The organism is Kitasatospora sp. NPDC057512 (assembly GCF_042802135.1).
In the GTDB taxonomy this organism is placed as follows: Bacteria; Actinomycetota; Actinomycetes; order Streptomycetales; family Streptomycetaceae; genus Kitasatospora.
The window spans coordinates 1-13046 of sequence record NZ_JBHVET010000160.1; the positions used below are offsets into that span (position 1 = coordinate 1).

General features: G+C 71.6%; 9 protein-coding genes. 7 read left to right on the forward strand and 2 right to left on the reverse strand.

The window, feature by feature from the left end; all coding sequences use genetic code 11:
• Window positions 1-250: 250 nt before the first annotated feature.
• On the reverse strand, window positions 251-1198 hold the full coding sequence (locus ACFU6K_RS13645) for a terpene cyclase (RefSeq protein WP_380662861.1): 948 nt from the start codon (window positions 1196-1198) through the stop codon (window positions 251-253).
• A 310-nt stretch (window positions 1199-1508) separates the two neighbouring features.
• Here ACFU6K_RS13645 and ACFU6K_RS13650 point away from each other — a divergent pair, with 310 nt between their 5' ends.
• Window positions 1509-4523: an ATP-binding protein gene (locus tag ACFU6K_RS13650; RefSeq protein ID WP_380662862.1), complete on the forward strand. Its 3015-nt coding sequence runs from the start codon at window positions 1509-1511 to the stop codon at window positions 4521-4523.
• Between the two features lie 210 nt (window positions 4524-4733).
• Window positions 4734-5801 carry an aldose epimerase family protein gene (locus ACFU6K_RS13655; RefSeq protein ID WP_380662864.1) on the forward strand — a complete coding sequence of 356 codons (1068 nt, stop codon included), beginning with the start codon at window positions 4734-4736 and terminating at the stop codon, window positions 5799-5801.
• Between the two features lie 87 nt (window positions 5802-5888).
• Here the strand turns inward: ACFU6K_RS13655 and ACFU6K_RS13660 are convergent, their stop codons facing one another.
• Complete coding sequence (locus ACFU6K_RS13660) at window positions 5889-6392, reverse strand: GNAT family N-acetyltransferase (protein WP_380662865.1); 504 nt, start codon at window positions 6390-6392, stop codon at window positions 5889-5891.
• Window positions 6393-6702: 310 nt separating this feature from the next.
• Between ACFU6K_RS13660 and ACFU6K_RS13665 the strand changes: the two genes are divergently transcribed.
• The 5 genes from ACFU6K_RS13665 (at window position 6703) to ACFU6K_RS13685 (ending at window position 13043) form a co-directional block, all read left to right on the forward strand.
• Window positions 6703-7980, forward strand: a complete 1278-nt coding sequence (locus tag ACFU6K_RS13665; RefSeq protein ID WP_380662867.1) for an extracellular solute-binding protein — start codon at window positions 6703-6705, stop codon at window positions 7978-7980.
• 206 nt (window positions 7981-8186) lie between these two features.
• A complete protein-coding gene (locus ACFU6K_RS13670; protein ID WP_380662869.1) occupies window positions 8187-9188 on the forward strand; it encodes a carbohydrate ABC transporter permease in 1002 nt (333 codons plus the stop codon).
• 40 nt (window positions 9189-9228) lie between these two features.
• Window positions 9229-10134, forward strand: coding sequence for a sugar ABC transporter permease (locus ACFU6K_RS13675; RefSeq protein WP_380662870.1), 906 nt, complete (start codon window positions 9229-9231; stop codon window positions 10132-10134).
• Between the two features lie 148 nt (window positions 10135-10282).
• Window positions 10283-11998 carry a glycoside hydrolase family 13 protein gene (locus ACFU6K_RS13680; RefSeq protein WP_380662872.1) on the forward strand — a complete coding sequence of 572 codons (1716 nt, stop codon included), beginning with the start codon at window positions 10283-10285 and terminating at the stop codon, window positions 11996-11998.
• 25 nt (window positions 11999-12023) lie between these two features.
• Window positions 12024-13043, forward strand: coding sequence for a LacI family DNA-binding transcriptional regulator (locus ACFU6K_RS13685; RefSeq protein ID WP_181970866.1), 1020 nt, complete (start codon window positions 12024-12026; stop codon window positions 13041-13043).
• The last annotated feature ends 3 nt before the right edge of the window (window positions 13044-13046 follow it).

Consider the following 13046-nt stretch of genomic DNA (forward strand, 5'->3'; position numbering starts at 1 on the left):
GGGTGTGTCCGCCGGTCGCTCCCCGGGGCGTGCCGACGGGAGTCCGGAACCGATCGCCTCGGGTGCCCGGAACCTGATCACCGCGGGTGCCCCGGAGCGGACCGCCGCGGGTGCCCGGAACCTGATCACCGCGGGGCGCGCGGGCCGGCCGCGTTCCCGCGGCGTGCCGCCGCACGCCGCCGCGTGGCCCGGGCGGCGCTCCCGGGGCGTGCCGCCGTACGCCCGTCGGGCGGTTCGGGGCGGGCGCCGGTCAGACCGCGTGGTACCGCCCGGTGCGGGCCTCCCAGCTGAGGTAGCCGGCCAGCCAGGTGAGCAGTCCGTCCGCGTACCGCTCGGCGATCGTGCGTTCGATCCGGGAGAGACCCAACTCGCGGTGGACGTCCGGCAGTCGGTCGCGCAGCTCGGCGCAGCGGTCGACCATCAGCTGGGCCTCGGCGATGACCGCCGCGCAGGCCTCCTCGGCCGAGCAGCACCGCTCCCGCTGGACGATCATGACCAGGTTGTTCACGTCCCCGCGCGGCGCCTCCAGCGGGTAGGAGCGCACGTCGTTGCTGAGGGACGGTATGTCGGCGGCCAGCTGTCGGAGTTGGCGTAGCACCGGATGGTGCAGGACGGCGGCCGGGACCTCGAACTGGCCCAGGCGTTCGACCATGTCGAAGATGGTCTCCATCGCCGCGGTGCCCCGTCGGAGCTCCAGGTAGCCGTCGCGGTCCGGTGGCCGGGTGGAGATCCGGCCGGCGGCCTCGGCCGGGTGACTGGCCAGGTAGTACTCCCAGTTGTAGGCGGCGCGGGCCTGCCAGCGGGCCGGCATGCCCTGGACGCTGCGGTCCCACAGGTCGGCGAACGCGGTCTCGACCGGGGAGTCCTGGTCGGGGCGGGCGCCGTGCAGGACGGCGATCAGCCGTTCGCAGATCGGGGCCACTTCGGCGGGGCGGCGGCCGAGCGGGCCGTCGAACTGGTCGTCGAAGAGGAAGTAGAAGCCCATCAGGTCGGCGGCCAGGGCGAGTTCGTCCGGACCGGCGTCCGGGTAGCCGAGCGCGGCGAGGTCCACCACTTCCCAGTGGGCGTAGCCGGGGTGGTCGGCGTCGGGTAGCAGGGGGTGGCGGATGAGCCAGTCCCGGTGCAGTGCGGTGGCGCGCGGGCCGTGCGGACTGCGGCGGTGCGGGAACGGAATCTGAAGTGAGGTGTCGTCAGACATCGGACTCCCGGTGCAGCGGAGGTTGGGGGCGCTTTTTGTTCGAGCGCTGATGGTGGGGGGAGTTGACGCGGCGAGGCGCGGGCGGTGAGGGTGGGTTCCGCAAGATCATCCGAACCTCGAAGGCCGTAGGGTATCTGATGTAATGATCGGACGTTAGGGATATAGGGCAGTTGCCCTTGACAAGCCGTCCGAACCCTCACCGTCCGCCCCAGCCTGCACGAATGCCCCACGGGAAGGGCCGTGCGGCGCTAACCTCGGCTCCACGCAGTGATGGAGCTGTGACGCGAGCGGGCGAGGCGGAGGCACGACGGTGACCGAGCAGGAGAACGCAATTCGGGCGGGTGCTGGTTCCGCCCACGAGGGCGACGGCACCGCGCCCCGGGTCCGGCTGCACGACCGCGACGCCGAACTGCGCTCGGTGGAGGCCGCCGTGGACCAGCTCTGCCGCGGCTTCGCCGCAGGTGGCACCGAGATCGGTGACCTGCTCACCTTCTCCGGCCGCCCCGGCATCGGCAAGACCAGTCTGCTGCACGAGGTCCGGCGGCTCGCCAAGCTCCGCGACGGCGCCACCGTGCTCTTCGCCCGAGGCGGCGAACGGCAGTTCAAGGATCCGTACCACGTGCTGCGGCAACTGCTCCAGCCCGTGCTCAGCGACCTGCCGCCGGACGTGTTCAGCCAGGTCATGGGCACCTGGGAGGAGGTCGTCGGACCGGCCATGGGCCTCAAGCAGCCCAAGGCCGGCGCCCGCCGCCTCGACCCGCAGGGCGTGCGCGACGGCCTCGACTACGTCCTCACCCAGCTCGCGCCGCGCCGGGCGCCGATGGTGATGATCGTCGACGACCTGCACTGGGCGGACGGGGAGTCACTCTCCTGGCTGACCAAATTCGCCATCCGATCGAGTGAACTTCCGGTCCTGCTCGTCTTCGCCTTCCGCGAGGACGAGAGCGACTGGCCCACCGAGACCCAGGACTTCCGCCGGGCCGTCCTCGGACTCAAGGCGCGCAAGCACGAGCTCAACCGCCTCAACCTCAGCTCGGTCACCGACATGATCCGTGCCGAACTCGGCGACAAGGCCGAGGAGGCCTTCTGCTACGAGTTCTGGAACGTCGTCAACGGCAACCCGTTCGAGGTCATCGCCCTGCTCGACCAGGTCCGCGACCAGGAGCTCGAACCGGTCGAGGAGAACTCCCGGCAGCTGCGCGAACTCGCCGTCGACGCCACCGGGATGACCCTCAAGAGCTGGCTGGACCGGCTCGGCGCCAGCACGCTGCGGTACGCCTGGGCCTGCGCGATGCTGGGCACCGACATCCGGGTGGACCTCGCCACCCGGATCTCCACCCAGAGCACCGAGGGCGCCCGCGAGTCCATCAAGCAGCTGCGCAAGCAGCGCGTGCTGACCCAGACCCCCAACGGGAACCTGGAGTTCGTCCACCCGCTGATCGCCAGCTCCATCTACAACACCATGCCGGACGCCACCCGCCTCGGCATGCACGGCATCGCCGCCGCCGAGATCGAGAACGCCGGACTCGGCCTGCTCGCCGCCTCCCGCCACCTGGTCGAGACCCACGCCGGCGAGGGCGACGACCGGATCGTCAAGAAGCTGCGCCGCGCCGCCATCGAACACCAGCTGATCGGCGCCCCCGAGGCCGCCCAGCGGTGTCTGCACCGCGCGCTCAACGAGCCGCCCGCCGACGAGATCAAGGCCGAGGTGATGTACGAACTCGGCTGCTCCGCACTGCTCACCGACCCCGTCGCCACCGTCAACCAGCTCAAGCTGGCCCTCGACCCCGACGAGGCGCCGCTGCGCCCCGAACTGCGCGTGGACGCCACCTTCCGGCTCTCCGAGGTGCTCGCCCACGCCGGTGAACTGGGCGAAGCCGCCCTGGTCTGCCAGCGCGAGGCCGAGCAGACCGCCGACGCGGCCGGGCGCCGCCGGCTCCAGGCCGCCTCGTTCATGTGGCACGCCTTCCGCAAGTCCGAGGAGGACGGCCCGGGCCGCTCCGCCCGGCTCGGCGAGATGTGCCGGAGCCTGAACGGCAAGGAGGCCTCCGCCAGGGCCGTACTCGCCATGCGCGCCTGGGACCTCACCCTGCGCGGCGCCCCGTCCGCGGAGGCGCTCGCGCTCGCCGACGAGGTCCTCGACGGCGGTCGGCTGCCCAAGGGCCTCGGGTGGACCGACACCACCTGGGGCTTCGAACTGCCCTCGATGCTCTGCCTCACGTACATCTACAACGACCGCATCGCCCAGGCCGAACGGCTGGCCGCGGACGCCATCATCCAGTTCGAGATCGCCGGTTGGAGCGGCGCCCACCGGGGCTTCGCCTACTTCCTGATGGGACTGGCCCGGTTCCGCCGCGGCCTGCTCGCCGAAGCCGAGGACTTCCTGCGCCGGGCGCACCGCATCTCCGAGCGGATCGGGAAGAGGCTGCCGCTGGCCTGGGACGCGATCGGCGTGCTGGTCGACACCCTGATCGCCCGCGGTCGGATCGAGGAGGCCTGGAAGCTGGCCAACGACTGCAGCTTCCACCCGCCGTACCACGCGACGGCCATGGTGCTGCCGGACGCCGCCTCGCTGTACGGCAAGCTGCTGGTCGCCAAGGACCGCAACGCGGGCGCGGCCGCCGCGCTCACCGAGGCCGGCAGCCAGCTGGAGATCCGCGGCTGGCGCAACACCGTCTGGGCGCCCTGGGCCGGACACCTCGCCATCGCGATCGCGGACGACGAGCCGGAGCGCGCCCGCGAGTACGCCCAGAAGGCGGTCCATGACGCGCGGACCTTCGGCACCGCCTCGGCGATCGGCAGTGCGCTGCGGCTGTACGCGCGGATCGAGCACGGCCGACAGGCGGTCGAGCTGCTGGAGGAGGCCGTGATGTACCTCGGGCAGTCCCCGGCCGGCTACGAGCACGCCGTCGCGCTGGTCGACCTCGGGGCCGCGCTGCGCCGGGTCGGTCGGCTGGACGACGCCCAGGAGTGCCTGTACCAGGGCATCGAGCTGGCCCAGCACTGCTCGGCGGAGGGGCTGGTCGACCGGGCGCGGCAGGAGCTCGCCAACTACGGCCTGCGGCCCAACCGGGTGGGGCTGCGCGACTTCCGGGACACCCTGGAGACGCTCAGCAGCTCGGAGTGGGAGGTCGCCAAGCGGGCCGTGCAGGGCGTGCCGCCGCAGCGGATCGCCGACGAGCTCGGAGTGCCGATCGGAATCGTCAACCGGCGGCTGGCGGCGGTCTACCGCAAGGCGGGCAGCGGGCCCGACGGCCTGGCCTCGGCGCTCGGGCTGCCGCCGCAGCAGCGGGACCTGGGGCGGCTGGGGGACCTGAGCGACTAGGGACGGCGAGGGGCGCGGAGGGGTCTCTGCCGGGCGCGAAGGCCGGCGCCCGGCGTGCGGTGATGGACGGCGGCGCGTGGGTTGGTGGAAGCGCCCCCGCTGCCGCCGCCGTCGCTAGGCTGACGGACACGGGGCTGCCGCGGCGACCCCTCGACGGACCGGAACCGGGCGGCCGCGGTGCAACGCCCGCCGCCAGTGAGGAGCAGGCCAATGGCGAGCGAGTCCATCAGCGTGCGGCAGGAGCCCCTGGACCCTTCGGGCGCGGGTGCCGCGATCGAGCGCTGGACGCTCACGGCCGGCCCGTACGAGGCGAGTGTGCTCACCCTCGGCGCGACCCTGCACACCCTGAGCGCGCCGGACCGCTCCGGCCGCTCCGCCCAACTGCTGCTGGCCACCGACCGGTTGTCCGAGATCCTCGGCCCGGCCCGGCACTACGGCACGGTGGTGGGCCGGTACGCCAACCGGATCGACCGCTCGGCGGTCACCATCGACGGCGAGGAGCACCGGCTCGCTCCGACCGGCGGCGGCATGACCATCCACGGCGGTCCGGACGGCTTCGCGCACCGGATGTGGGCGGCCGAGCCGGTCGAGGGCGGGGTGCGGCTGGCGCTGCACAGCCGGGACGGGGACCAGGGCTTCCCGGGTGCGCTGGACGTCACCGTCACGTACACCCTGGACGCCTCCGGCGAGCTGGTGATCGCCTACCGTGCCGTCACCAGCAAGCCGACCGTCGTCAACCTGACCAACCACGCGTACTTCAACCTCTCGGGTGAAGGCAGCGGCGACGTCCTGGGCCACCTGCTCACCCTGGACGCCGACGCGTACACCCCGGCCGACGAGCGGCAGATCCCGTACGGCCGGACCGAGCCGGTGGCCGGCACGCCGTTCGACTTCACGGCGGCCACGCCGATCGGCAAGTCGGTGCACGACGAGCACCCCCAGCTGGCCGGGCCCGGCGGCTACGACCACAACTGGGTGCTGCGCGCCCGGCCGGCGGACGGGGCCCCGGCGCGGGCCGCGCTGCTGGAGGACCCGGTCAGCGGCCGCACCCTGGAGGTGCTGACCACCGAGCCGGGCATCCAGGTCTACACGGCGAACAAGTTCCAGGGCGCGGTCACCGGCGCGAGCGGCGTTCCGTACGGGCCGTTCGCCGGAATCGCCCTGGAGACCCAGCACTTCCCGGACTCCCCGCACCATCCGGCGTTCCCCAGCACGGAGCTGCGGCCGGGGGAGGAGTTCCGCTCGACGACCGTGCTCCGGCTGGGGACCCATCGGTAGGACCGGTGGGACGGGCCGACGGGTTGGACCGATCGGCGGGACCGATCGGTGGGGCCGATCAGGAGGAGTGACCGGCCGGGGCCGGCGCTACGGCCGCAGGTCCCGGCGCATGCAGAGCCGGGGCCAGCGGTCCAGGCCGTGCTCGGCCTCCTTGCGGCGGATCTCCCGCAGGCCCGGGGTGAGTTCCTCCTCGGCCAGCGGCCGGAAGCCGCAGCGGGCGTAGTAGGGGGCGTTCCAGGGGACCTCGGCGAAGGTGGTGAGGGTGAGCGCGGGGGCGTCGGTGGTTTCGGCGAGGTGCTCGATCAGCGCCCGGCCGATGCCGCGGCGGGCGTGGTCGGGGTGCACGGAGACCTGTTCGATGTGGAGCGCGCCGTCCACCGGCTCGGCCAGCAGGTAGGCGGCGACGGTTCCGCCGGGGGCCTCGGCGAGCAGGGCGACGCCCCGCTCCAGGTAGTGCGCCAGCTCCTCCGGCGCGGGGGGTTCGTCCTCGGCGATCTCCGGCATGCCGATCGCGGCGAAGGGTGCGCCGGCGGCCCGCTCCAGCTCGGCGAGCAGCGGAAGTTCGTCCCTGGTGACGGCTCTGATTCGCATGCGTCCAGTCTGCTGCAGAGCGTTTCCGGCCACGCAGGGTGGTTCCGTCGGCCAGCTCACGGAGGGGCGAATCGGGCGAACCGGGGCAATCGGCGGCGCCGTCAACTACCGAGTGGCTACGTCCAGGACACGCGGGCGTAACGATCGCGGTTTCTTGCAGAAACTTGCTGCAAGGACTTTCCGTCCCTCTTGCGCCGCTGTTAACTTCCTTCCCGAGCCCGACGGCAGCAACGGTGCGGTCGGCACGAGGCAGCCATTATGCGCCTGTCTCGGAACATCTCGGGCACCCCCACCCTCCCTAGGAGTTCTCATGCGGCGTGGCATCGCGGCCTCTGCCCTCGTTGTGGCCCTCGCGGTCTCGATGGCTGCCTGTGGCAGCAGCGGCTCCAGCTCCGACGGCAAGGCCGACGGGCCGGTCACCCTCACGTACTGGGACACGTCGAACGCCACCAACGAGGCGCCGAACTACCAGGAGCTCGTCAAGAAGTTCGAGGCTGCGAACCCGACCGTCAAGGTCGACTTCGTCAACGTGCCGTTCGACCAGGCGCAGAACAAGCTGCAGACCGCCATGGGGGCCAAGGGTGCTCCGGACGTGTTCCGCTCCGAGGTCGGCTGGACCGCCGCCTTCGCCAAGGCCGGCTTCCTGGAGCCGCTGGACGGCACCCCGGCCGCCGCTGACACCTCCGCCTTCCAGCCGAGCCTGATCCAGCAGGCCAAGTACGAGGGCAAGCTGTACGGCGTCCCGCTGGTGACCGACACGCTCGGCCTGCTCTACAACAAGGAGCTGTTCACCAAGGCCGGCATCACCGAGGCGCCGAAGACCTGGGACGAGCTGAAGACCGACGCCGCCGCCGTCAAGGAGAAGGCCGGCGTGGACGGCTTCTGGCTGAAGGCCGCGGACGGCTACTACGCGATGCCGTTCCTGTACGGCGAGGGCACCGACACCGTCGACGCCGCCGGCAAGAAGATCAGCATCGCCTCGCCGGAGGCCGTCAAGGCCGTCGAGACCTACAAGACGATGTTCACCTCGCCCGGCACCGTCAAGGCCGACGTCACCACCGACGCCTACGCCCACATGATGGACGCCTTCAACAGCGGCAAGGTCGCGGCGATCGTCCAGGGCCCCTGGGAGATCACCAACATCTACAAGGGCTCGGCCTTCGCCGACAAGAACAACCTCGGCATCGCCGCCGTCCCGGCCGGCTCCAGCGGCAAGGCCGCCGCTCCCACCGGTGGTCACAACATCGCCGTGTACGCGGGTGCCGACAAGGCCCACAAGGCCGCCGCGGAGAAGTTCGCCGCCTTCATGACCTCGGCCGAGAGCCAGGCGTTCATCGCGCAGAAGAACTCCACCCTGCCGACCCGCTCCGACGCCTTCACCGCCGACGTCAAGGCCGACCCGGGCATCGCCGGCTTCCAGGCCGTGCTGAGCAGCGCCAAGCCGCGCCCCGAACTGCCCGAGTACAGCTCGCTGTTCGCCTCGCTGAGCACCAACCTGGGCAAGGCCGTGCAGGGCACGGGCACCCAGGACGCGCTGAACACCGTCTCCACCGACTACGCCAAGCTCCTGCCGGGCTTCGCCAAGTAGTCCCTGTGCCCGGCCCGCCGGCCGACGGATGACAGCGGACGAGGAACGGCCGAACGCGTGACGGCGAACGAATAACAGAGAACAGATTTCATCATCTGTCAGTTGTTCGCCGTCCGCGGTTCGGCGCCGCACCTCACCTGTCGCCCCCGCCCGGCGGGCCCGGGTCGTCGGCTCCCCCCGAGAATCCCCCCGAGAAGGTGCAAACGATGTCAGTCGCCGTGCAGGGCGCCACCGGCAAGGGCAGCCGGGAGCGCGAGCAGCGTCCGGGCCTGCTGGAACGCGTCAAGCGCTCCTACGCCAAGCACTGGTACGCCTACGCGATGATCGCCCCGGTCGTGCTGGTGCTCGGCGTGCTGGTGCTCTACCCGCTCGCCGAGGGCATCTGGCTCACCCTCACCGACGCCAACAGCCTCAACATGGCCCGCAAGATCGGCGTCAACGAGATCCCGGCGAGCTACCAGTTCGTCGGCTTCCACAACTACGCCGACATCCTGTGGGGCCCGGGCTCGTACGACCGCTTCTGGTCGCACTTCGTCTGGACCATCGCCTGGACGGCCGTCTGCGTCTTCCTGCACTACACCCTCGGCCTCGGCCTCGCGCTGCTGCTCAACCAGAAACTGCGCGGCCGCGCCGCCTACCGGATGCTGCTCATCCTGCCGTGGGCCGTACCGACCTTCGTCACCGTCTTCTCCTGGCGCCTGATGCTCGCCGACGGCGGCGTCGTCAACAGCATCCTCTCCTTCCTGCACCTGCCCGAGCCGGGCTGGCTCACCGAGCCGTGGGCGCAGAAGGCGGCCGCGATCATGGTGAACACCTGGGCCGGCGTGCCGTTCATGATGATCTCGTTGCTCGGCGGCCTCCAGTCGATCCCGGCCGAGCTGTACGAGGCCGCCGAGATGGACGGCGCCACCGCCTGGCAGCGCTTCCGGTACGTCACCCTGCCCGGGCTGCGCTCCGTCTCCTCCACGGTCGTGCTGCTCGGCGTGATCTGGACGTTCAACCAGTTCAACGTGATCTTCCTGCTGTTCGGCACCGGCGCCCCCGACGCCCAGCTGCTGGTCACCTGGGCGTACCGCCTCGGCTTCGGCCAGATCCCGCGGGACTACGCGCAGTCCGCCGCCTACGGCGTGATCCTGCTGTCCATCCTGATCGTCTTCACCGCCTTCTACCGGCGCTGGCTCGCCCGCAACGAGCAGGCCAACGGCTGAGGCCCCGGACCCAGTTGACCCACGAAGGCAGGTACCCCCGATGAGCACCACCACCGAACTCCCGGCCCGTGCGGCGGCCCCGGCCCCGGCGGCCCGGCCCGCCAAGGTCCGCCGCCGCGGCGAGCGCAGCCCGCTGGCCCGGGCGCTGTCCCACGGCACCCTGATCCTGGCCGGCCTGATCGCGCTGTTCCCGGTCGCGTGGATCCTGTTCGTCTCGCTCGGCCCGGACAAGACCGACTACCTCCACCCCGGCGGGATCCTCGACAAGCTGACGCTGTCGAACTACCAGCAGGTGCTGTCCGACACCGACTTCTTCACCTGGTTCGGCAACGCCCTGCTGGTCTCCGGGATCACGACCGTGTTCGGCGTGATGCTCGCCGCCACCACCGGCTACGCCGTCTCCCGGATGAAGTTCCCCGGGCACAAGCCGCTGATGTGGTCGCTGCTGGTCACCCAGATGTTCCCGATCGCGGTGCTGATCGTGCCGATGTACACGATGCTCTCCGAACTCGGCCTGCTGGACAGCTACACCGGCCTGATCCTGGTCTACTCGACCACCACCGTGCCGTACTGCGCCTGGCTGTTGAAGGGCTACTTCGACACCATCCCGGTGGAGATCGACGAGGCCGGCCGGGTCGACGGGCTCAGCCCGTTCGGCACCTTCTGGCGGCTGGTGCTGCCGCTCGCCCGCCCGGGCCTGGCGGTCGCGGCCTTCTACTCGTTCCTCACCTACTGGGCCGAGGTGCCGTTCGCCTCCACGTTCATGCTCAGCTCCGACAAGTACACGCTGGCCGTGGGCCTGCAGACCTTCGTCAGCGAGCACGACGCCCAGTGGAACCTGATGGCCGCGACCGCCGTGCTGATCGCGATCCCGTCCGCGGCCTTCTTCTACCTGGTGCAGCGCCACCTGGTCACCGGTCTGACCGCCGGTGCCTCCAAGTCGTAGCGCGCCACCGCGTCGTCACGCACCGCTCGCAGCCGCGTCGTCACGCGCCACTCGCAGCCACGTGCCACGCCGCCACTCGCAACCATGTCGTCACGCGCCTCCACGTCCCGGCGCCGTCCGCTCCTCTAGTCCCCAAGGGATACCGTCCATGACCCAGAACCTGGCCGACACCTCCCGGCCTGCCGCCGACACCGCTCACGAGGCGGCCGCCCTGGCTTCGGTGACTGGCAGCGCGTCCAGAGGCTGGTGGCGGGACGCGGTCATCTACCAGGTGTACCCGCGCAGCTTCGCCGACTCCAACGGCGACGGCATGGGCGACCTGCCCGGCATCCGCAGCCGCCTGCCCTACCTGCGCGACCTCGGGGTGGACGCGGTCTGGCTGTCGCCGTTCTACGCCTCGCCGCAGGCGGACGCCGGCTACGACGTGGCCGACTACCGCGCCGTGGACCCGATGTTCGGCACCCTGCTGGACGCCGACGCCCTCATCCGGGACGCCCACGACCTGGGCCTGCGGATCATCGTCGACCTCGTCCCCAACCACTCCTCGGACCAGCACGAGTGGTTCCAGCGCGCCCTGCGGGAGGGCCCCGGCTCCCCGCTGCGCGACCGCTACCACTTCCGCCCCGGCAAGGGCGAGCAGGGTGAACTCCCGCCCAACGACTGGGAGTCCATCTTCGGCGGCCCGGCCTGGACCCGCAGCGAGAACCCGGACGGCACCCCCGGCGACTGGTACCTGCACCTGTTCGCCCCGGAGCAGCCCGACTTCAACTGGGAGAACCAGGCCGTCGCCGACGAGTTCCGCTCGATCCTGCGGTTCTGGCTAGACATGGGCGTGGACGGCTTCCGCATCGACGTCGCCCACGGCCTGGTCAAGGCCCCCGGCCTGCCCGACCTCGGCGGCGCCGACCAGCTGAAGCTGCTCGGCAACGACGTCATGCCGTTCTTCGACCAGGACGGCGTGCACGAGATCTACCGCAGCTGGCGCACGATCCTCGACGAGTACCCGGGGCAGCGGATCGGCGTCGCCGAGGCCTGGACCCCGACCGTCCAGCGCACCGCCAACTACGTCCGCCCCGACGAGCTGCACCAGGCCTTCAACTTCCAGTACCTGGGCACCGGTTGGGAGGCCGCCGCGCTGCGCGAGGTGATCGACCTCTCGCTCGACTCGATGCGTCCGGTCGGCGCCCCCACCACCTGGGTGCTGTCCAACCACGACGTCACCCGGCACGCCACCCGGTTCGCCAACGAGCCCGGCCTCGGCACCCAGATCCGCACCCCCGGCGACCGGGCGCTCGGCCTGCGCCGCGCCCGCGCCGCCACCCTGCTGATGCTCGCCCTGCCCGGCTCGGCGTACGTCTACCAGGGCGAGGAGCTCGGCCTGCCGGACGTCACCGACCTGCCCGACGAGGTCCGCCAGGACCCGTCCTTCTTCCGTCAGGCCGGCCAGGACGGCTACCGCGACGGCTGCCGCGTCCCGATCCCGTGGTCCGGCACCGAGGCCCCGTACGGCTTCGGCCCGGTGGCCGGCGGGCCGTCCTGGCTGCCGCAGCCGGCCGAGTGGGCCGAGCTGAGCGTCGAGGCGCAGACCGGCGACCCGAACTCCACCCTGGAGCTCTACCGCAGCGCGCTGGCCGTCCGCCGGGCGCAGCCCGACCTCGGCGCCGGCACCGAGGTGGAGTGGCTGGAGAGCCCCGAGGGCACCCTGGCGTTCCGCCGCGGCGCCTTCGTCTGCACCGTGAACACCACCGGCGAGCCGGTGCGGATCGCGGCCCCGGGCACGCTGCTGCTCGCCTCGACCGACCTCGTGGTGGACGGCGGCGAGACGGTGCTCGCTCCGGACAGCACCGGTTGGTGGGCGGTCTGACGTGGTTGGAATAGGCTCTGGGACCGTGACTACGGCGCGACTCTCAGACATCGCGGCGCAGGCGGGGGTCAGCGAAGCCACCGTCTCCCGCGTGCTCAACGGCAAGGCGAACGTTTCCGCCGCCACCCGGCAGACCGTCCTGGCGGCACTCGACGTGCTCGGGTACGAGCGGCCGACCCGCCTTCGCCAGCGCAGCGCCGGGCTGATCGGTCTGATCACGCCGGAGCTCAGCAACCCGATCTTCCCGGCGCTGGCCCAGGTGATCGAGCAGGTGCTCAGCCGGCACGGCTACACCCCGGTGCTGTGCACCCAGACGCCGGGCGGGTCCACCGAGGACGAACTGGTGGACATGCTGGTGGACCGGGGCGTGGCGGGCATCGTCTTCGTCTCCGGGCTGCACGCCGACACCACCGCCGACCACGACCGCTACGCCCGGCTGGCCGGGCGCGGGGTGCCGTTCGTGCTGATCAACGGCTACAGCGAGAAGATCGACGCGCCGTTCATCTCGCCGGACGACCGCGCCGCGATGTGGATGGCCGTCCAGCACCTGGCCGAACTCGGGCACGAGCGGATCGGACTGGCCGTCGGTCAGCGCCGGTACGTACCGGTGCTGCGCAAGATCGAGGGCTTCACGGCGGCGATGCGCGAGGTGCTCGGGCTCGGCCGGGAGGAGGCCGAGAACCTCGTCCACCACACGCTGTTCAGCGTGGAGGGCGGACACGCGGCGGCCGGCGCGCTGCTCGACAAGGGCTGCACGGCGATCGTCTGCGGGAGCGACATGATGGCGCTCGGGGCGATCCGGGCGGTGCGGCAGCGCGGGCTGTCGGTGCCGCAGGACGTGTCGGTGGTCGGCTTCGACGACTCGCCGCTGATCGCCTTCACCGAGCCGCCGTTGACCACGATCCGCCAGCCGGTCGAGGCGATGGCCACGGCGGCGGTGGACGCGCTGCTGGAGGAGGTCGGCGGGAACGCCGCCCAGCGCGGCGAGTTCATGTTCCAGCCGGAGCTGGTGATGCGCGGGTCCACCGGGGCCTGCGCGCGCTGAGCC